This is a genomic window from Staphylococcus sp. GDB20D11A (assembly GCF_016893255.1).
Classification (GTDB): domain Bacteria; phylum Bacillota; class Bacilli; order Staphylococcales; family Staphylococcaceae; genus Staphylococcus; species Staphylococcus aureus.
Map to the genome: position 1 here is coordinate 92,097 of NZ_JAFEPJ010000008.1, position 21,456 is coordinate 113,552.

Consider the following 21,456-nt stretch of genomic DNA (forward strand, 5'->3'; position numbering starts at 1 on the left):
AAGTATCATGATTTACCTTTGATGACTAATTCGTTGTCTTCGATATCTAAATCCACATGTTTAACGTCTGTATGATCTAAATAATAATCTGTTATTTTGTCACGCACTTGTTGTTCAACAATACGTCTTAATGGGCGTGCGCCTAAGTCTTCATCATAACCTTCTTCAATTAACCAATCTTTTGCATCTTGAGAGACATTCATCGTAATACCTTTTTTATCTAATGTTACTTGGACATCATCCAACAATAAATTAATGATTTCTTGTAGTGACTCTTTATCTAGGTGTAAGAATTCCACAATACCATTGAAGCGGTTAAGAAATTCAGGGCGGAAGAATTTTTTCATTTCTTGCATAATGTCATCGTATTCTTGGTCTGTACCGTTACCAAAACCAGCGTTTGACGTACAAATAATGATTGTGTTTTTAAAGTTGATGACGTTACCTTGACCATCTGTTAAATTACCATCATCCATCACTTGTAGTAATAATGTTAATATTTGTGGATTAGCCTTTTCAATTTCATCAAATAGAATGACTGAATATGGATTGCGTCGTACTTTTTCAGTTAATGTATTTGAATTATCGTCATAACCGACATAACCAGCAGTTGTACCAATCATTTTAGAAACAGCAGTAGTATCACTATATTCACTCATATCAAGTCGAATCAGTGCCTCTTTATTACCAAATAAATCAATGGCTAACTGTTTGGCAAGCTCTGTTTTACCAACACCAGTAGGACCGACAAATAGGAAGCTACCAATTGGACGATTGCCATCATCAAAACCAGCTCGATTACGACGAATGGCACGAGAAACCATTTCTACAGCTTTATCTTGACCGATGATTTTACTTCTTAAACGACTAGAAATATTTTTTAAACGTTCAATGTCATTGGCATCCATTTGAGATACAGGAATACCAGTTAATCGTTGAATGGTATCAGAAATATCGTGCACCGTTGCTACTGCAGTATGTTCACCATTACTGTTTTCTAATTTATCTTGTAGAGATTTAATTACATTTTGAATGTCATCTGCTTTTTTATATTCTTCAGCACTTACAGCTTTACGCTTATCATGTTCCAATTCAGAAATACGTTTTTCAGTCGCGACTTTATCAATAGCAGGGCTTTGTGCAGATAAATGTGCAGCTGTAATATCTAATACATCGATTGCTTTGTCAGGTAATAAGCGTTGTGGAATATATTGAATGGATAAGTCTACACATGCCTTTAATACGTCATCAGGTAATTTGACTTGATGGTGTGTTTCAAATTTTTCGCGAATACCTTTTAAAATTTCAACAGTATCTTTAGCGCTTGGTTCACTAACAAGCACTTCATTAAATCTGCGCGTTAATGCAGCGTCTTTCATGATATTATTGCGATATTCATCTTGAGTTGTTGCACCTATAATTGAAATTTCACCACGACTTAATGCTGGTTTTAAAATATCAGATAACCCTTTACTACCGGAATCACTTCCTGTTGCGCTGGAACCGATGATTTGGTGAATTTCGTCAAAGAAGAGCACAGCATTTTGTGATGATTTAACGCCTTCAACTAACTTTTGGATGTTTTCTTCAAAGGCGCCACGATATTGCGTTCCAGCTTCAAGCGATGAAATATCTATAGATATAATTTCTTTATCTTTGATTGCTGCAGGTACGTTCCCTTCAACGATTGTTTGCGCTAAACCTTCGACAATCGCAGTTTTACCAACTCCAGCTTCTCCGACTAGGATAGGATTGTTTTTAGTGCGTCTACTTAAGACTTCTGCAGTTTCTTGGATTTCTTTATCACGACCGATGACTGGATCTAATAATCCATCACGAGCCTCTTGCGTTAAGTTACGACCAATTTGTTCTAGATAATTGCCATTGCCACTTTGTTGACCTTGTTGTCTTAGTGCTGCTTGTTGAAAAGCTTGCGCACTTTGTTCGGCAGAATGATTACCACCTTGTTGCGTAAATTGTGCTAATTCTTCCGGTGAAACTTCTTTACCATTAATATAGTATTTCTTGTTACTAGTCTGATTTGAGTTTTGCATGTCTTGCATCATTCTTCGCAAAATAGAATCGAAGTCACTATTGAAAAAATTGTTATTCATAAACATCACCTCTAAAATTTTAAACTAATAAGTAAAAGAAAATACATTGAAACTATATGCAAACTATAAACAATGGCAATTCTATTTTTCCACGATTGTAGTTTTAAAAACGGCGCATTGTAGGCACTTTATGAACTTTTTGTGTAATTTTTGAAGTAAGTAAGAATTTAAAAGTAAATATTAATCAATGGTTAAGAAATGTATGTGTTGATACATAGTTAATTAAGAAATGGTATATTGTGTTGGTAGTCTATGTGAATTTTGATTTGGAAGTGAATAGTTGATCTTGATAAAGCATAAAGTGTTAATCATTTTCATAAAGTTAAATGAATAGTATGATGATGCAAAAGGAGTGTGTGTTTATGGTATATAAGAGTTACTATGATTCGCCTGTAGGACGATTGGAACTTGTGAGTGATGGGGTAAGTCTGACCGCTGTTTTGTTTGAAAATCAACAAGATGATAGTACTAGGGAAGAAAATACGTCTTTAGCGATATTTAAAGAGGCGACACAGTGGTTAGACGCGTATTTTAAAGGGGACAATCCTGAAATCACAATACCTTTAAAGCCAACAGGTAGTCATTTTCAACAGTGTGTTTGGAATGAATTAAGACGGATTCCTTATGGGACGTTAACAACGTATGGTGCTATTGCCAAAAAAGTAGGCAAGGTACTTGATAAGCCAAAAATGTCAGCCCAAGCGGTTGGAGGTGCAGTCGGAAGTAATCCATTATCTATTATCGTGCCATGTCATCGTGTTGTCGGTAAAACGGGTAGCTTAACAGGATTCGGTGGAACGATTAATAATAAAATTAAGCTGTTAGAGTTGGAGAATATCGATATGTCAAAGCTTTATGTACCAAAACATAGCACGAAGCCGTAACGTATAAAGGATCCAGGCAATAGGAAAACTTCAATAATATGTCAAATAGGCATAATGAATTCATTCAAGACGAAGCATTATAAATAGAAAACAGCAGTAAGACGATTTCAATGAGAAGCTGTCTTACTGCTGTTTTTAGGTTGTATTTAAATGTCTTTCAAATACACAGATTACTCTGGTCTGTGATATTCGCGAACGTTATTTTCAATATTTGATAAGTAGAAAATATGACGATCTTCATGAACAGCATCTTGTTCTTCGTCAAAGTCAACGTCATCAAAACGTTTGAAGAATGTTTCATATGCATCAACAGATACTTCAGTACGGTTATTTAATAATGCTTTGTGCGCAGCCTGATCTAAATGATCTTTGTAGCCTTCAACTAATGTCGCACTATAAAATTCACCAACTGAACCTGAGCCATAACTGAATAAACCGATTGTTTCACCAGCTTGTAAATCACGATTTTCAAGTAATGATATTAGGCTTAAATATAATGATCCAGTATAAATATTACCGACATAACGGTTATAATCTACAGCATCTTCATATCCTGAACGTAAACGCTCTTGAGTTGTTTCATCAGCGTTATCAATGATTGACTCTAATGCCTTTTTACCCATTTTTGTAAATGGAACATGGAAGCATAGTGATGCGAAGTCAGCTAGCGACTTACCTTGACGTTTTGCGTATTCATTCCAGCTTTGTTGGAATGAGCGGATATAAGCATCTTTAGATAATGCACCATCAACTAATGGATATTTATGTCCAGTTGGACGCCAGAAATCATAAACGTCTTCAGTGTAAGCAACAGCATCTTCATTTAATGCCAAAATGCTTGGATTATGTGCAATAACCATCGCAACTGCGCCAGCACCTTGTGTTGGCTCGCCGCCTGAATTCAATCCATAACGTGCTGTATCTGTAGCAATAACTAATACTTTTTCATTCGGTCTAGTTGCTAAATAATCTTTAGCTAATTGAATTGCTGGTGTTGCAGCATAACAAGCTTCTTTCATTTCAAAGCAACGTGCAAAAGGTTGAATACCTAATAAGTTGTGAATTTGAACAGCGGCTGCTTTAGCAGCATCAACTGCTGATTCAGTTGCCACAATTACCATACCAATTTTCTTTTTATCTTCGTCTGTTATAATGTCCTTAGCAGCGTTAGCGCCCATTGAAACGATGTCTTGATTTACAGGACTAACAGCCATTTCAGTTTGACCAATTCCAATTAAAAATTTGTTTGGGTCTACTTGGCGTGCTTCTGCTAATTTAGCCATGTCTACATAGTACTTTGGAACGTAAAAGTTTATTTTGTCGATACCTATTGTCATAAGGTTTTACATCCTTTCAAATTTATAAAAGCAACACTTGTATCATATCAGAATATGCTAATCTTATACAAAGAAATACACTAAATTTAAAAATGATTTGACGTTTCTTGTAAGCGTTTTAATTTACCTTGCTTTATTTTATAGTTAAAACAACAATTATTCAATTGAATTTTAAGACGAATAACGTTATTTTATGGTAAAAATAGTAGTGATTGAAATGTTAAAAAATTATGTGAAGTAAAAGGAGTATGTCCATGCAAAGTTTAGATAAGAATTTCCGACATTTATCTCGTCAACAAAAGTTACAACAATTGGTAGATAAGCAATGGTTATCAGAAGAGCAATTCAACATTTTATTGAATCATCCATTAATTGATGAGGAAGTAGCAAATAGTTTAATTGAAAATGTCATCGCGCAAGGTGCATTACCCGTTGGATTATTACCGAATATCATTGTGGACGATAAGGCATATGTTGTACCTATGATGGTGGAAGAGCCTTCAGTTGTCGCTGCAGCTAGTTATGGTGCAAAGCTAGTGAATCAGACTGGCGGATTTAAAACGGTATCTTCTGAACGTATTATGATAGGTCAAATCGTCTTTGATGGCGTTGACGATACTGAAAAATTATCAGCAGACATTAAAGCTTTAGAAAAGCAAATTCATAAAATTGCGGATGAGGCATATCCTTCTATTAAAGCGCGTGGTGGTGGTTACCAACGTATAGCTATTGATACATTTCCTGAGCAACAGTTACTATCTTTAAAAGTATTTGTTGATACGAAAGATGCTATGGGCGCTAATATGCTTAATACGATTTTAGAGGCCATAACTGCATTTTTAAAAAATGAATTTCCGCAAAGCGACATTTTAATGAGTATTTTATCCAATCATGCAACAGCGTCCGTTGTTAAAGTTCAAGGCGAAATTGACGTTAAAGATTTAGCAAGGGGCGAGAGAACTGGAGAAGAGGTTGCCAAACGAATGGAACGTGCTTCTGTATTGGCACAAGTTGATATTCATCGTGCTGCAACACATAATAAAGGTGTTATGAATGGCATACATGCCGTTGTTTTAGCAACAGGAAATGATACGCGTGGTGCAGAAGCAAGTGCGCATGCATACGCTAGTAGAGATGGACAATATCGTGGTATTGCAACATGGAGATACGATCAAGAATGTCAACGTTTAATTGGTACAATAGAAGTGCCTATGACATTGGCAATCGTTGGCGGTGGTACAAAAGTATTACCAATTGCTAAAGCTTCTTTAGAATTGCTAAATGTAGATTCAGCACAAGAATTAGGTCATGTAGTTGCTGCCGTTGGTTTAGCGCAAAACTTTGCAGCATGTCGCGCGCTCGTTTCCGAAGGTATCCAGCAAGGCCATATGAGCTTGCAATATAAATCTTTAGCTATTGTTGTAGGTGCAAAAGGTGATGAAATTGCGCAAGTAGCTGAAGCATTGAAGCAAGAACCTCGTGCGAATACACAAGTAGCTGAACGCATTTTACAAGATTTAAGAAGCCAACAGTAATCAAATGCGAATAGCGATTTTTAAAGAAAAGTTTAAGTCAGTCCATCGTAGCGCTTAGATAAATTAATATGAACAAAAAATAAAAAACTTCTATCACACGCATACAGGAATTTGAAGCGTTCGTGATAGAAGTTTTTTGATTAGTAAATATAGTTAAAGTTACGTGCTGCCTTTTTGCTTAGTACACGTGTATTGTATTTTAATGGGCGATAAAAGTTGTATTCTGAAACTTTAATACTACCGTTTTTATATACTTGTTCAACAACTGCGACATGTCCATAATATCCTGCAGTTGATTGCATGACAGCAAATTTTCTTGGTGTACGACCAGTCGCATATTTTGATTTACGTGCATTGTAATACCAATTTTTAGCATTGCCCCATCTATTAGAAACAGGTTTGCCGACTTGTGCGCGACGTTTAAATGCCCACCATGTACATTGGTTTTTACTATAATAATTAACTGCGGCATGCGATTGATGCGTTTGTTCGACGGATTGATAAGTGAAATCTGCTGAGAAAAGTACTGCAAAAGCAATTAATAAACGAATTAGTATCTTTTTATATTCCATTTTTATCTCCCAAGTTAATTTTTTTCTTTATTCAACGTTATTTATGATAACAAAATTTTTTAGAAAACAATGCAAGCAATCAACAATAAAAGTAACTGTAATGAAGTTGTCATATAAAGTGTTAAATTGTAATAAAAATGTATTTTTTCATAAAATGTAGAAATTCATGTATCTAACAATTAATTGTCATAGTGATACAAGGATGTCAGGATTGATTAACAGCAGATACTAGTGGGAAAATATAAAATGATTTAAAAGAAAAGATACCTGATTCTATAACTGAAAGAAAATAGCAATCACAACACAATAAATGAAGCGATAGCATTAAAAATAGCGCCCTGCAATCAGAGCGCTAACATGAGATGATGTGACTCCATGTATTCATGTATCATTGTACATTTGTGAATTGGTTGAAAACTGATAGTGCCCGTTTAATTACAGGTACTGAGATGCTTTCAGGACATGGATTTGTTCGAAAATATGACAATATTTCACTATGGCTCTTCACTTCTCTAGGGAAATTGCTATCTTGATTAATCCAATCAACCAATTCACCTAATGGTGTGTCATCACCAAGAAAATTTTGCATAAATTCGTAAAAGCTCAATACCTCACCTCGATTAATATACTTGAGCCATTATTATAATAACATAAAAGAATGTGTATTTTACATGAAACTTTTTATAAAGCAATTTTATAAATCTAAATTTATTGAATGTTTAAGAAGTTGTGTATAATGAAATAAACGTGTTGAAATAGTTAGGATGATGTTAGTGGATATCAAACATATGAAATATTTTATTGAAGTCGTAAAGCAAGGAGGCATGACTAATGCTTCCAAATCATTATATATTGCACAACCTACAATTAGTAAAGCAATTAAAGATATTGAAAATGAAATGGGCACGCCCTTATTTGATAGAAGTAAAAGACATTTAATACTTACCGATGCAGGTCAAATTTTTTATGAGAAAAGTAAAGAAATTGTTGCGCTGTATGATTATTTACCATCTGAAATGGAACGCTTGAATGGACTGGAAACAGGGCATATAAACATGGGCATGTCGGCAGTCATGAATATGAAGATTCTTATCAATATTCTTGGTGCATTCCATCAACAATATCCAAATGTTACATATAATTTAATAGAAAATGGCGGAAAAACGATTGAGCAGCAAATTATCAATGATGAAGTAGATATAGGCGTGACCACTTTGCCAGTCGATCATCATATTTTCGATTATACTACCCTAGATAAGGAAGATTTGCGACTTATCGTGAGCAGAGAGCATCGACTCGCAAAATATGAAACCGTTAAACTCGAAGATTTAGCAGGTGAAGACTTCATTTTATTTAATAAAGACTTTTACTTGAATGATAAAATTATTGAAAATGCTAAAAACGTTGGCTTTGTTCCGAATACTGTAGCGCAAATTTCACAATGGCATGTTATAGAAGATTTAGTTACGAATGAATTAGGTATTAGTATTTTACCAACATCAATTTCAGAGCAACTAAATGGAGATGTGAAGCTACTACGCATTGAAGATGCGCATGTACATTGGGAATTAGGTGTTGTTTGGAAGAAGGATAAACAATTAAGTCATGCCACAACGAAATGGATAGAATTTTTGAAAGATCGTTTAGGCTAACATATTAATACAGCACTCATTATTTAAGGCGCATCATTACGTGGGTCATTGAAATAATGAGTGTTTTTTTGTGAAAATGAAGTGAAATTTAGAGAGCGTTTCCATAGAAAATAGTAATACAAACTATAAAAAAAGAGTATTTTTATATTGTGTACGCCATCTTTATAATAGTTATTGTAACAATTTAGACATATTTAGAAAGGGATGGCGCCATGCACAAAGTCCAATTAATAATCAAACTACTACTACAACTAGGAATCATCATTGTGATTACTTATATTGGCACAGAAATTCAAAAGATTTTTCATCTTCCCTTAGCCGGCAGTATTGTTGGTCTATTTTTATTTTATTTACTATTACAATTTAAGATTGTACCGCTAACTTGGGTAGAAGACGGTGCAAACTTTTTATTAAAGACGATGGTCTTTTTCTTCATACCGTCAGTTGTAGGTATTATGGATGTTGCTTCCGAAATTACACTAAATTATATACTCTTTTTCGCAGTCATTATCATAGGAACATGTATCGTTGCATTATCATCAGGTTATATTGCTGAAAAAATGTCTGTTAAACATAAACATCGTAAAGGTGTAGACGCTTATGAATGATTACGTGCAAGCCTTATTAATGATTTTGTTGACTGTCGTTTTATATTATTTCGCTAAAAGGTTACAACAAAAATATCCGAACCCATTTTTGAATCCAGCATTAATTGCATCTTTAGGAATTATTTTTGTCTTACTTATCTTTGGAATTAGTTATAACGGGTATATGAAAGGTGGCAGTTGGATCAACCATATTTTAAACGCAACGGTCGTATGTTTAGCGTACCCACTTTATAAAAATAGAGAGAAAATTAAAGACAATGTCTCTATCATTTTTGCAAGTGTATTAACTGGCGTCATGCTGAATTTCATGTTAGTGTTCTTAACACTTAAAGCATTTGGCTATTCTAAAGACGTCATTGTAACGTTATTGCCCCGATCTATAACAGCCGCAGTAGGTATCGAAGTGTCACATGAACTAGGTGGTACAGATACGATGACCGTACTTTTTATTATCACAACGGGTTTAATCGGTAGTATTTTAGGTTCGATGTTATTAAGATTTGGAAGATTTGAATCTTCTATCGCCAAAGGTTTAACGTATGGGAATGCGTCACATGCATTTGGCACAGCTAAAGCACTAGAAATGGATATTGAATCCGGTGCATTTAGTTCAATTGGGATGATTTTAACTGCAGTTATTAGTTCAGTGTTAATACCTGTTCTGATCTTACTATTTTACTAATTAGAAAAAGACACTAAGAAAGGGAGGCTATTAGTAATAATGGCAAAAATAAAAGCAAATGAAGCATTAGTTAAAGCATTACAAGCATGGGATATAGATCACTTGTATGGTATTCCAGGAGACTCAATCGATGCAGTTGTCGATAGTTTACGTACAGTGAGAGATCAATTTAAATTTTATCATGTACGTCATGAAGAAGTAGCAAGCTTAGCGGCTGCTGGTTACACAAAATTAACTGGTAAAATCGGTGTGGCATTAAGTATCGGTGGCCCTGGTTTAATTCATTTATTAAATGGTATGTACGATGCCAAAATGGATAATGTACCGCAATTAATATTATCTGGACAAACGAATAGTACAGCACTTGGAACGAAAGCATTCCAAGAAACAAATTTACAAAAATTATGTGAAGATGTAGCCGTTTATAATCACCAAATTGAAAAAGGTGACAATGTGTTTGAAATCGTTAACGAAGCAATTCGTACGGCATATGAACAAAAAGGTGTCGCTGTTGTTATTTGTCCTAACGACTTATTAACTGAAAAAATTAAAGATACAACGAATAAACCAGTAGATACATCAAGACCAACAGTTGTATCACCAAAATATAAAGACATCAAAAAAGCGGTTAAACTAATTAATAAAAGTAAAAAGCCTGTCATGTTAATTGGTGTAGGTGCGAAACATGCGAAAGATGAGCTACGTGAATTTATTGAAATGGCTAAAATTCCTGTCATTCATTCATTACCAGCTAAAACAATCTTACCGGATGATCATCCATATAGTATCGGTAACTTAGGTAAAATCGGTACCAAAACATCTTATCAAACAATGCAGGAAGCGGATTTATTAATTATGGTTGGTACAAACTATCCATATGTGGATTACTTACCTAAGAAAAATATTAAAGCCATTCAAATTGACACAAATCCTAAAAATATCGGACATCGTTTCAATATTAATGTGGGAATTGTTGGAGATAGTAAAATTGCGTTGCATCAGTTAACTGAAAATATTAAACATGTTGCTGAAAGACCATTCTTAAACAAAACGTTAGAACGTAAAGCGGTTTGGGATAAATGGATGGAACAAGATAAAAATAATAATAGTAAACCATTACGTCCAGAACGATTAATGGCATCAATCAATAAATTTATTAAAGATGATGCAGTGATTTCAGCAGATGTAGGTACAGCAACAGTTTGGTCAACTCGATACTTAAACCTTGGTGTAAATAACAAGTTCATCATTTCAAGTTGGTTAGGTACAATGGGTTGCGGTCTTCCAGGTGCAATGGCATCAAAAATTGCATATCCAAATAGACAAGCCATCGCAATTGCTGGTGACGGTGCATTCCAAATGGTGATGCAGGACTTTGCAACAGCTGTACAATATGATTTACCTTTAACAGTGTTTGTTCTAAATAATAAGCAATTAGCGTTTATTAAATATGAACAACAAGCTGCTGGTGAATTAGAATATGCGGTTGATTTCTCTGATATGGATCATGCCAAATTTGCTGAAGCAGCAGGTGGTAAAGGTTATACAATTAAAAGTGCTAGCGAAGTAGATGCTATTGTAGAAGAGGCACTAGCACAAGATGTACCAACAATTGTAGATGTTTATGTTGATCCTAATGCTGCGCCATTACCAGGTAAAATTGTAAATGAAGAAGCGCTTGGTTATGGTAAATGGGCATTTAGATCTATTACTGAAGATAAATATTTAGATTTAGATCAAATTCCACCTATTTCAGTTGCAGCAAAACGTTTCTTATAACTGATTGAAAGGTTATCACAATTGAATTGAACTATAAAAACGGTAATTTCTATTTCAACAAAATGGGAATTGCCGTTTTGTTTATTTATCACAAATGATTGTACTGCATTGATGATAAAATTGTGAAAAAGTTGTTGAAAACGCTTTTACAAATATGTATAATATCTATGAATTACATATCACTTGCGTGTTACTGGTAATGCAGGCATGAGCAAACAACCGTACTATGAGAATAGTCTTGTTTGTTCATGCCTGCTTTTTTGTACATGGAAGCGGAAATTGAGATAGGGGATGTTTATATGTTTAAGAAATTGTTTGGACAATTGCAACGTATTGGTAAAGCATTAATGTTACCTGTTGCGATTTTACCAGCAGCTGGTATTTTATTAGCGTTTGGTAACGCAATGCACAACGAACAATTAGTAGAAATTGCACCATGGTTAAAAAACGATATCATTGTAATGATTTCGTCGGTCATGGAAGCAGCAGGACAAGTTGTATTTGATAACTTGCCATTATTATTTGCAGTTGGTACAGCACTTGGATTAGCAGGAGGAGACGGTGTTGCAGCATTAGCAGCGCTAGTAGGTTACTTAATTATGAATGCAACAATGGGGAAAGTGTTGCACATTACAATTGATGACATTTTTTCATATGCCAAAGGGGCAAAAGAATTAAGTCAAGCAGCGAAAGAACCAGCACATGCCTTAGTATTAGGTATTCCAACATTACAAACGGGTGTGTTTGGTGGTATTATCATGGGTGCTTTAGCCGCATGGTGTTACAACAAATTTTATAATATTACACTACCACCATTTTTAGGATTCTTTGCAGGTAAACGATTTGTACCGATTGTGACATCGGTCGTAGCAATTGCAACAGGTGTGGTTTTAAGCTTTGCGTGGCCACCAATTCAAGACGGATTAAATAGTTTATCGAATTTCTTATTAAATAAAAATTTAACATTAACAACGTTTATATTCGGTATTATTGAACGCTCATTAATTCCATTTGGTTTACATCATATTTTCTATTCACCGTTCTGGTTTGAATTCGGAAGTTATACAAATCACGCAGGTGAATTAGTTCGTGGTGACCAACGTATTTGGATGGCACAATTGAAAGATGGCGTACCATTTACTGCTGGTGCATTTACTACTGGTAAATATCCATTCATGATGTTTGGTTTACCAGCGGCAGCATTTGCTATTTATAAAAATGCACGACCAGAACGTAAAAAAGTCGTGGGTGGTTTAATGTTATCAGCAGGATTAACTGCATTTTTAACTGGTATCACTGAGCCATTAGAATTTTCATTCTTATTTGTAGCACCAGTACTTTATGGAATTCACGTATTATTAGCTGGTACATCATTCTTAGTAATGCATTTATTAGGCGTTAAAATTGGTATGACATTCTCAGGTGGTTTCATAGATTATATTTTATATGGTTTATTAAACTGGGATCGTTCACACGCATTATTAGTTATTCCAGTCGGTATTGTATACGCTATCGTGTATTACTTCTTATTCGACTTTGCAATTCGTAAGTTTAAATTGAAAACACCAGGTCGTGAAGATGAAGAAACTGAAATTCGTAACTCTAGTGTCGCAAAATTACCATTTGATGTCTTAGATGCAATGGGTGGAAAAGAAAATATTAAACATTTAGATGCATGTATTACACGTCTGCGCGTAGAAGTGGTTGATAAATCAAAAGTAGATGTAGCAGGTATTAAAGCTTTAGGCGCATCAGGTGTATTAGAAGTTGGAAACAATATGCAAGCTATCTTTGGTCCAAAATCAGATCAAATTAAACATGATATGGCCAAGATTATGAGTGGTGAAATTACGAAACCAAGTGAAACGACAGTGACTGAAGAAATGTCAGATGAACCAGTTCACGTAGAAGCACTTGGAACAACAGACATCTATGCACCAGGTGTCGGTCAAATCATTCCATTATCAGAAGTACCTGATCAAGTATTCGCTGGTAAAATGATGGGTGATGGTGTTGGCTTTATCCCTGAAAAAGGTGAAATTGTAGCACCGTTTGATGGTACAGTGAAAACAATCTTCCCTACGAAACATGCGATAGGATTAGAATCTGAAAGTGGTGTCGAGGTACTTATTCATATTGGTATCGATACAGTGAAACTGAATGGTGAAGGATTCGAAAGTCTGATTAACGTTGATGAAAAAGTAACACAAGGTCAACCATTAATGAAAGTGAATTTAGCATACTTGAAAGCGCACGCACCAAGCATCGTTACACCAATGATTATTACAAATCTTGAAAATAAAGAACTTGTCATTGAAGATGTCCAAGATGCTGATCCAGGTAAGCTAATTATGACAGTCAAATAATGATTGAAAATGAAATAGCATATCAAATGAATGAACTTTTAGTCATTCGTAGTGCGTATGCGAAGTAGCGAGTTGAAAGAGAATACGTTACAAAAGGCAGTAGCTTAAAATGAAGCTACTGCCTTTTTAGTGCGCAATGATGTATAGCAGGTGTGTTGATGAGAATAAGTTAAATATTAGTGTTAGATATAGAAAACATTGCTTATGTTTTTGTCGCATTTTAGAAAAATGCATCTTCGCGACTAGCCAAATTAATAGCGTCATTGAAAAGTTTGATTTCCCGTAATAAAGTTCAATTGCTTGTATTTTTATCATGAAAGTAATAAAAATAAATTAACATGATTTTAAATCTATTTGTAAGATAAGGAGATTTGTCATTATGACAACTGAAGGTCTATTAGTTGCAGAGAAAGAAATCGAAGTGAATGGTTACGACATTGATGCGATGGGTGTCGTTAGTAATATCGTTTATATTAGATGGTTCGAAGATTTGAGAACAGCGTTTATTAATCAGCACATGAATTACTCAACAATGATCAATCAAGGCATTTCACCTATACTTATGAAAACGGAAGCAGAATATAAAGTACCTGTCACAATACATGACAAACCAGTAGGTCGTATTTACTTAGTTAAAGCAAGCAAGATGAAATGGGTGTTTCAGTTTGAAATTGTGTCCGCACATGGCGTGTATTGTATTGGTACACAGACAGGCGGTTTTTACAGATTGAGCGATAAGAAGATTACCTCTGTGCCACAAGTATTTCAAGACATTTTAGCAACAAAATAATGACCTCATTTTAAAATATAAAAAGTAAGAAGGTGTTCGAAATGGTTAAGCAATTAAATAGTGTCGAAGCATTCCGTGAATTTATTCATCAATATCCGTTAGCAGTTGTACATGTCATGCGCGATCAGTGTAGCGTGTGTCATGCCGTTTTACCACAAATTGAAGACTTGATGCAATCATATCCCAATGTGCCATTAGCTGTGATTAATCAAAGTCAGGTGGAAGCTATTGCTGGAGAATTAAATATTTTCACTGTACCTGTGGATTTAATTTTTATGAATGGAAAAGAAATGCATCGTCAAGGGCGTTTTATCGATATGCAACGTTTTGAACATCATCTTAAGCAAATGAATGATAGTGTGAATAACGATGTCGATGAGCATTAATAGCGCAAATGATTAGCATTGCTAAGATTATGTAGACATCATAACTTATTTCCCAGTAAATATTGGTAGTAATAAGAATCAGCATGGTACAGTAGAACTATAGTAGAAATCATCAAAGAGGAGTGACGACAAATGCGTAAAAAATGGTCTACACTTGCGTTTGGATTTTTAGTAGCGGCATACGCACATATTAGAATTAAAGAAAAACGCAGTGTGAAAAGTTATATGTTAGAACAAGGTATACGATTATCTAGAGCTAAGCGTCGTTTTATGTATAAAGAAGAAGCGATGAAAGCATTAGAAAAAATGGCGCCACAGACAGCAGGTGAATATGAGGGCACCAATTATCAGTTTAAGATGCCAGTAACAGTGGATAAGCACTACGGTTCAACCGTTTATACCGTTAACGATAAACAAGATAAGCATCAACGCGTTGTATTATATGTACATGGAGGCGCATGGTTCCAAGACCCACTCAAAATTCATTTCGAATTTATTGATGAACTTGCAGAAACACTCAATGCTAAAGTCATCATGCCAGTATATCCGAAGATTCCGCATCAAGATTATCAAGCGACGTATGTGCTTTTTGAAAAGTTGTACCATGATTTATTGAATCAAGTAGCAGATTCTAAACAAATCGTTGTAATGGGTGACTCTGCGGGCGGTCAAATTGCTTTATCATTTGCTCAATTGTTAAAAGAAAAACATATTGTGCAACCAGGACATATTGTATTAATTTCACCAGTTTTAGATGCAACGATGCAGCATCCTGAAATTCCTGACTACTTAAAGAAAGACCCAATGGTAGGTGTGGATGGCAGTGTATTCTTAGCTGAACAATGGGCAGGGGACACACCTTTAGATAACTACAAAGTATCACCAATTAATGGTGACTTAGATGGTTTAGGTCGTATTACATTAACTGTTGGCACAAAAGAAGTACTATACCCAGATGCTTTGAACTTATCGCAATTATTGAGTGCGAAAGGTATCGAACATGACTTTATACCTGGATATTACCAATTCCATATTTATCCAGTATTTCCGATACCAGAGCGCCGACGCTTTTTATACCAAGTAAAAAATATTATTAACTAAAATAAAAAACTCTGATATCACATACAAGGTAGCTACATTGCTAAAATAGTTACTTGCTAAAGTGATTATCAGAGTTTTCTTATTCATCTAATGTTTCAGGTTGTCTTTTAAGTGATAGTAATAAAATTAAAATCATAATAAGAATGATGCCTACGATTTGAAATGGTTTGAATGCCACATGTAACCATAGACTGCTTGCGATAACGGCTACGACAGGTTCAACAGTTCCGAATAATGTTGTTTCTTTCGCTGATATGTATTGTAAACTGTCGATAAAGAAATAAAATGCGAGTGCGGTACCACCGATAATACCAAAGATTAAAAATAATATAATTGATATGTCCCATTTAGTGATATCAATGTGCCAAATTGGATGGCGTAAATTCATCGCAACACCAGAAATAAGCATTGCCCACCCGACAATTAGAATCGAACCGAAGCGGTTAAGTAGGTCTGAAGGATAAATTGTGTAAAAAGCGAGTGCTACACCAGCTAAAATACCCCAGAATAAACTTGCAGGATTGACGACTAAATTAGAAAATGAACCATTCGTTAATAATAAAAATGTTCCTAATAGTGTCATGATAATAGCAATCACATCAAATAATGTTAGTTTTGCAACGCCTCTTATGACAAACCAAATAATAATATAAACTGGCGCAATGTATTGTAGTAATGTTGCAATCGCAGCATTACCTGTATTAATAGATGCCATATAAGCATATTGTACAACTAACATGCCCAGTATACTGAAGATAAGTAATTTGCCTAACATACGACGATCTTGGAATACGCTAAATATAGAACGTTTGGGTTGCATCATTTTGTACATAATAAGTAAGAAAACACCACTGACTAGAAGTCGAGCAGTAACGTACCAATCGACATTAATATTCTTATATTTGAACAAGAAATCAGAAACAGTACCACCTAATCCCCATAAACAAGCACCGACAATAGCAAGTATAATTCCTTTTAAACGCAAAGCTGAATGATTATTCGCCAAGTATCTCACCCCTTTAAAACTTAACACCAACAACATAAAATATGTCAGTGTATGATAATGATTTAATTCATTATATCGACTTTTAAGAAAGAGTGAAATGAGAAAATAAAAAAATCATCTAAGATGTAGTGGTCTAGATGATAGATAAATGAATTGATATGGGAAATGAATGTTGAAACACAGAGGATAAACTATTTAAATGAGATTTCAGGAAGACTCAAATGTTTTTGCGTAAGAGATCCATGATGAGAATGCTGACTATCTAACACGAAATGTGATACATCATGTCCAGTCATACTCGTATATAAAATAATGACTAAATAAGAAGTGAACGTTATAAAGATAAGTGCTAAATAGATAGAAATTGCAACTTTAACGGAATGACTCAATTGCATCTTTACCGCCTCCACTAAGTTATACTAAATATTTTCATCTTCAGTATAACCAGCCATTGTTAAGTTGATGTAAATTTAGCTTTAAAAAAAGTAAAGATTCAACCTATAGACTATCATCATTCCTATCAGAAAACTAAAAATAATATCCTACTTTAATTATCTTATTGCAAATATATGTGTAATAAGTTATTTTTGAATATAGTGTGCGGTTTTATAAACACAGCACAAAAACAAAAATAAATAGCTCGAAAGATAAAATGTATAAATATTAAAAATCTTTAGAAATATTACTTACTTTCAGATGTAAAAAAGTTATCAAAAAACTGTCACACAACTGTTTGAAATATAGAGTAAAAAGTTAATTAGTAAATATTAATGACAACATAAGTAGTTTTTGAAACAATCCATTTTAAAAATCTTTCACAAATATGAAATATTTCACTTAAATATTTGATTTGATAACAGATAAAAGTTGAAAACGTTTTCTTAAGGGTGTACGATGTTTATGGTCTGAAAATAAAATAAACATAGAGAGAGGTTTTTGGGAAATGGATATTCTGTTAGGTGTAGGCACATTAGTCTTGGTTTTAGTGATCATGACGCTATTTTTAAAGTATGCACCGTACGGTAAACAAGGACTACAAGCATTATCCGGTGCAGCTTGTGCGACATTTCTACCACAAGCATTCTTAAGTTACGCTATTGGTGGCGTATTTGATATTAAATTTCTACAAGATATTGGGGATTTAGCAGGAAGTTTAAGCGGTATCGCAGTAGGTATTCTAACGTGCTTAAACTTAGGCGTTGCACCAGTATTTGCGGTCATTGTTGGTTTAGTATTACATGACTTTAAATTATTACCAGCATTCATCGCAGCTTATGGCGTAGCTTTTTTAATTAAATGGATTGAAAAGAAAGTTCCAGAAGGCTTGGACTTAATTGTGGTGATCTTATTTGCACCAGCAATTGCTTTCGGACTTGCATCAATCATTACACCTGGTGTGCTAGCAACATTAAAACAAATAGGTAGTGCTGTCACTGCGGTAGGTGATAACAATCCATATGCATTAGCGGTCATTTTAGGACTAGTGATTCCTGTTACAGGTATGACACCGCTAAGTTCAATGGTATTAACAAGTTTATTAGGACTGACAGGTGTTCCTATGGCTATTGGAGCACTAACATGTACAGGTAGCTCATTTGTTAACCTTATTTTATTCCGAAAATTAAACATTGGTGGACCGTCAAAAGCATTTGCAGTTTGTATTGAGCCATTGACGCAAATTGATTTAATAGCGCAATATCCAGTACAACTATATGGTACAAATGCACTGATTGGGGTCGTCAACGCATGTATCGTGACATTTAGCGGACTAGTAATAGGTGTCAAAGGTATGGCAACACCAATTGCAGGTGCCATCGTATTGTTTGGCTTTAATAATGCAGTGACATCAATTGTAACAATCGCAACAGTGATTATTGTCAGTATTGTCTTAGCCTATATTATTGGAACACTAATTAATAAGTTTAATTTAATGAATATCAACTTTAAAATGCCGAGCAAAAAGAATCATATTAAGGAGAGTGTTTAATTATGGCAAAGAGCTATGATTATCAAAGTGCTTTCGATATTATCGGACCAGTTATGATGGGACCTTCAAGTTCTCATACGGCTGGTGCAGTAAAGATTGGGAATTCAGCACGCGCAATATTGGGAGATATTCCTAAAAATATTGAAATACATTATTATGAATCATTTGCTCAAACACACCAAGGACATGGTACAGATGTCGCTATTGTGGGTGGAGCAATGGGATATTCAACATTTGATAACCGAATTAAATCTTCATTAGAAATTGCAGCTGATGATGGTATTAAAATAGATATCATCGAAGAAGAAGGCGATAGTATTGGTCAACATCCAAACTGTGCTTATATTAAATCATCTCGTAATGATGGTCGCTACATTGAAATTATCGGTATTTCAATCGGTGGTGGTACAATTAAAATTAAAGGTATTCATATAAATGGACTAGAAGTAGATTTAAATCATGGATTACCAATTTTAGTTGTTGACGGAAATATGACTAAAGCACAAGTAAATCATTTCATTAATGATATCAACGATATGAAATTAGACTGTAAAGATGAATTTATTAAGATAGATGAAGATAAATGCTTGCTTGTAATACCATTAAATAAAGCAATCTCAGAATCGACATTAAATACAATTAAAGAGAAATACAGTGACGTAAACGTTTCCTATATAAATTAGAGGGGGAATAAACATGTTTGATTCAATTAGAGAGACTATAGATTATGCCGTAGAAAATAATATGTCATTTGCGGATATCATGGTTAAAGAAGAAATGGAATTAAGCGGTAAATCACGTGATGAAGTGCGAGCGCAAATGAAACAAAATTTAGATGTCATGCGAGACGCAGTAATCAAAGGGACGACAGGTGATGGCGTTGAAAGTGTAACGGGCTACACTGGTCATGACGCTGCTAAACTACGTGATTATAATGAAACACATCATGCTTTGTCTGGATATGAAATGATTGATGCAGTCAAAGGTGCCATTGCAACAAATGAAGTCAATGCTGCGATGGGTATTATTTGTGCAACGCCAACAGCTGGTTCCTCGGGTACCATTCCCGGTGCACTTTTTAAATTAGAAAAAACACATGATTTAACAGAAGAGCAAATGATTGATTTCTTATTCACTTCAGCATTGTTTGGGCGTGTCGTAGCAAATAATGCAAGTGTAGCTGGTGCAACAGGTGGCTGCCAAGCTGAAGTTGGTTCAGCATCTGCAATGGCGGCAGCTGCAGCAGTAGCTATATTCGGAGGATCACCAGAAGCATCCGGGCACGCTATGGCATTAGCGATAAGTAATTTATTAGGTTTAGTTTGTGACCCAGTAGCCGGACTTGTTGAAATTCCTTGTGTTATGAGAAATGCAATTGGTTCGGGTAACGCTTTAATTTCAGCAGATTTAGCATTAGCAGGTATTGAAAGTAGAATCCCAGTTGATGAAGTTATTGAAGCAATGGATAAGGTTGGTCGTAACCTTCCTGCATCATTACGTGAAACTGGATTGGGTGGACTAGCAGGCACACCAACAGGCGAAGCAATTAAACGTAAAATCTTTGGCACAGCTGAAGATATGGTTAAAAATAATTAATAAGATAACAATAAAATATTGATAAAAAAGAAGCATCTGTCTGGATCATTCGTACCAGATAGATGCTTCTTATTTATCTTTCATAAAGTTGAAAAATTTATGGGAAATGCATGCTCATCAAAATAGTGATTGCAAAAGCGCCCCCGTATATCTAAAATAACTTAAAAGGAGTGATGATATGCTAAGACTATCAATCATCTTTATAGCATTCATCATTAACACAACGATTACATATGGATATACGACTGAGGGAACGTGGGTCAATCTATTATTTAAATCTTTATCGCTCAGCATGATTATCGTTTTCATGTTCTACTATATTCGTTTTGTTATTGAGAAAAAGCGTTAAATCAAAGCTATGGGGATAGTATTTGAAAAGAATAAATAAAAGGGACGATGTAAATTGTCCCTGAGAAGTTTTAAATTTTATATGTTGGCTTGTTATGTTAAGTGAATTGACATGGTTGTCTTGTTTATATTATGTGATTCAAAGATTACTAGTCTTGTAAATCTAATTCGTAAAATGCTAAATCTAACCATTGATTAAATTTAAAACCTACATTGGTCAGTGTGCCGGCATGCTTAAAAGCAAACTTTTGATGCAACTGAATACTCGCTTTGTTGGAAGCATCAATGCCTGCAACTAGCGCACGATAACCTTTAGCTTTTGCTTCAACAATTAAATGGTGTAGTAATTGACTAGCAATACCTTTTCCTCTAGCTGAAGCATCGACATAAATAGAATGTTCGATTGTATATAGGTATGCTGGCCAAGGTCTAAACGAACCGAACGTCGCAAACCCTAAGACACTTCCATTTTTCTCAAATACAAAGATAGGCTCATGCTTACGTTGTTTCGTTTCAAACCATGCGACTCGTTCGTCTATGGTTTGTGGTTCATAAGTATAAACAGCTGTAGTATTGATAATGGCATCATTGTATATCGCTAATATAGCGTTTAAATCCTCTTTTTTAGCGCATCTAATCATAACAATTCCCCCTTAGTAATTATTAAAAGCGTTTCGTTATTTGAATGCAAATATGTGTAATGAAATCTAACG

22 protein-coding genes are annotated in these 21,456 nt (G+C 34.7%); 15 read left to right on the forward strand and 7 right to left on the reverse strand.

Annotation, left to right across the window (positions count from 1 at the left end; genetic code table 11):
* Nucleotides 1-5: 5 nt before the first annotated feature.
* Complete coding sequence (gene clpL, locus JV528_RS06220; protein WP_204177318.1) at nucleotides 6-2,114, reverse strand: AAA family ATPase; 2,109 nt, start codon at nucleotides 2,112-2,114, stop codon at nucleotides 6-8.
* Nucleotides 2,115-2,476: 362 nt separating this feature from the next.
* On the opposite strand from clpL, the gene JV528_RS06225 reads away from it, so the two are divergent.
* Entirely contained in the window at nucleotides 2,477-2,998 is a 522-nt protein-coding gene (locus JV528_RS06225) for a methylated-DNA--[protein]-cysteine S-methyltransferase (RefSeq protein ID WP_000262603.1), read from the forward strand.
* A 170-nt stretch (nucleotides 2,999-3,168) separates the two neighbouring features.
* On the opposite strand, the gene JV528_RS06230 is transcribed toward JV528_RS06225, so the two are convergent.
* Entirely contained in the window at nucleotides 3,169-4,335 is a 1,167-nt protein-coding gene (locus tag JV528_RS06230) for a hydroxymethylglutaryl-CoA synthase (RefSeq protein ID WP_000151980.1), read from the reverse strand.
* A gap of 254 nt (nucleotides 4,336-4,589) precedes the next feature.
* On the opposite strand from JV528_RS06230, the gene JV528_RS06235 reads away from it, so the two are divergent.
* The gene (locus tag JV528_RS06235) at nucleotides 4,590-5,870 is read left to right on the forward strand and encodes a hydroxymethylglutaryl-CoA reductase, degradative (protein ID WP_001191005.1); all 1,281 of its coding nucleotides are present in this window, start codon (nucleotides 4,590-4,592) and stop codon (nucleotides 5,868-5,870) included.
* 140 nt (nucleotides 5,871-6,010) lie between these two features.
* On the opposite strand, the gene JV528_RS06240 is transcribed toward JV528_RS06235, so the two are convergent.
* Complete coding sequence (locus JV528_RS06240; RefSeq protein WP_000455861.1) at nucleotides 6,011-6,442, reverse strand: CHAP domain-containing protein; 432 nt, start codon at nucleotides 6,440-6,442, stop codon at nucleotides 6,011-6,013.
* A gap of 388 nt (nucleotides 6,443-6,830) precedes the next feature.
* A complete protein-coding gene (locus JV528_RS06245; RefSeq protein ID WP_000011686.1) occupies nucleotides 6,831-7,049 on the reverse strand; it encodes a sterile alpha motif-like domain-containing protein in 219 nt (72 codons plus the stop codon).
* 166 nt (nucleotides 7,050-7,215) lie between these two features.
* Between JV528_RS06245 and cidR the strand changes: the two genes are divergently transcribed.
* The 8 genes from cidR to JV528_RS06285 all read left to right on the forward strand — a co-directional run bounded on the left by cidR (nucleotide 7,216) and on the right by JV528_RS06285 (nucleotide 15,806).
* Entirely contained in the window at nucleotides 7,216-8,094 is an 879-nt protein-coding gene (cidR, locus tag JV528_RS06250) for a cidABC operon transcriptional activator CidR (protein WP_000351761.1), read from the forward strand.
* 212 nt (nucleotides 8,095-8,306) lie between these two features.
* Entirely contained in the window at nucleotides 8,307-8,702 is a 396-nt protein-coding gene (cidA, locus tag JV528_RS06255) for a holin-like murein hydrolase modulator CidA (RefSeq protein WP_000549734.1), read from the forward strand.
* Nucleotides 8,695-9,384 (forward strand): LrgB family protein, encoded by a 690-nt coding sequence (locus JV528_RS06260; RefSeq protein WP_001001019.1) that lies wholly within the window; start codon nucleotides 8,695-8,697, stop codon nucleotides 9,382-9,384. The genes cidA and JV528_RS06260 overlap by 8 nt, the downstream gene beginning before the upstream one ends.
* Nucleotides 9,385-9,423: 39 nt before the next feature.
* Nucleotides 9,424-11,163 (forward strand): pyruvate oxidase, encoded by a 1,740-nt coding sequence (locus tag JV528_RS06265; RefSeq protein WP_001062663.1) that lies wholly within the window; start codon nucleotides 9,424-9,426, stop codon nucleotides 11,161-11,163.
* A 299-nt stretch (nucleotides 11,164-11,462) separates the two neighbouring features.
* Nucleotides 11,463-13,529, forward strand: a complete 2,067-nt coding sequence (ptsG, locus tag JV528_RS06270) for a glucose-specific PTS transporter subunit IIBC (protein WP_000473689.1) — start codon at nucleotides 11,463-11,465, stop codon at nucleotides 13,527-13,529.
* Between the two features lie 379 nt (nucleotides 13,530-13,908).
* Nucleotides 13,909-14,319, forward strand: coding sequence for an acyl-CoA thioesterase (locus JV528_RS06275; RefSeq protein WP_000206035.1), 411 nt, complete (start codon nucleotides 13,909-13,911; stop codon nucleotides 14,317-14,319).
* Between the two features lie 41 nt (nucleotides 14,320-14,360).
* A complete protein-coding gene (locus JV528_RS06280; protein WP_000240662.1) occupies nucleotides 14,361-14,705 on the forward strand; it encodes a thioredoxin family protein in 345 nt (114 codons plus the stop codon).
* A 132-nt stretch (nucleotides 14,706-14,837) separates the two neighbouring features.
* Nucleotides 14,838-15,806, forward strand: a complete 969-nt coding sequence (locus JV528_RS06285) for an alpha/beta hydrolase fold domain-containing protein (protein ID WP_204177317.1) — start codon at nucleotides 14,838-14,840, stop codon at nucleotides 15,804-15,806.
* Between the two features lie 79 nt (nucleotides 15,807-15,885).
* Here JV528_RS06285 and JV528_RS06290 read toward each other — a convergent pair whose 3' ends face one another.
* Together JV528_RS06290 and JV528_RS06295 are read right to left on the reverse strand one after the other, a co-directional pair.
* Nucleotides 15,886-16,821, reverse strand: a complete 936-nt coding sequence (locus JV528_RS06290; RefSeq protein WP_078061128.1) for a DMT family transporter — start codon at nucleotides 16,819-16,821, stop codon at nucleotides 15,886-15,888.
* Nucleotides 16,822-17,003: 182 nt separating this feature from the next.
* Entirely contained in the window at nucleotides 17,004-17,207 is a 204-nt protein-coding gene (locus tag JV528_RS06295) for a hypothetical protein (RefSeq protein WP_001177186.1), read from the reverse strand.
* Nucleotides 17,208-17,755: 548 nt separating this feature from the next.
* Here JV528_RS06295 and JV528_RS06300 point away from each other — a divergent pair.
* From JV528_RS06300 to JV528_RS06320, 5 genes are read left to right on the forward strand one after another with little or no spacing between them, the layout of a single operon-like run.
* Nucleotides 17,756-18,799, forward strand: coding sequence for a PTS sugar transporter subunit IIC (locus tag JV528_RS06300; protein ID WP_000353634.1), 1,044 nt, complete (start codon nucleotides 17,756-17,758; stop codon nucleotides 18,797-18,799).
* Nucleotides 18,800-18,801: 2 nt separating this feature from the next.
* Nucleotides 18,802-19,482 (forward strand): L-serine ammonia-lyase, iron-sulfur-dependent subunit beta, encoded by a 681-nt coding sequence (gene sdaAB, locus JV528_RS06305; RefSeq protein ID WP_204177315.1) that lies wholly within the window; start codon nucleotides 18,802-18,804, stop codon nucleotides 19,480-19,482.
* 13 nt (nucleotides 19,483-19,495) lie between these two features.
* Nucleotides 19,496-20,395, forward strand: coding sequence for an L-serine ammonia-lyase, iron-sulfur-dependent, subunit alpha (gene sdaAA / locus JV528_RS06310; RefSeq protein ID WP_000460421.1), 900 nt, complete (start codon nucleotides 19,496-19,498; stop codon nucleotides 20,393-20,395).
* Nucleotides 20,396-20,413: 18 nt separating this feature from the next.
* Nucleotides 20,414-20,521: a hypothetical protein gene (locus JV528_RS06315; RefSeq protein ID WP_031927575.1), complete on the forward strand. Its 108-nt coding sequence runs from the start codon at nucleotides 20,414-20,416 to the stop codon at nucleotides 20,519-20,521.
* A 52-nt stretch (nucleotides 20,522-20,573) separates the two neighbouring features.
* Complete coding sequence (locus JV528_RS06320; RefSeq protein ID WP_001549802.1) at nucleotides 20,574-20,744, forward strand: hypothetical protein; 171 nt, start codon at nucleotides 20,574-20,576, stop codon at nucleotides 20,742-20,744.
* 148 nt (nucleotides 20,745-20,892) lie between these two features.
* On the opposite strand, the gene JV528_RS06325 is transcribed toward JV528_RS06320, so the two are convergent.
* Complete coding sequence (locus JV528_RS06325; RefSeq protein WP_000617352.1) at nucleotides 20,893-21,384, reverse strand: GNAT family N-acetyltransferase; 492 nt, start codon at nucleotides 21,382-21,384, stop codon at nucleotides 20,893-20,895.
* Nucleotides 21,385-21,456: the final 72 nt, after the last annotated feature.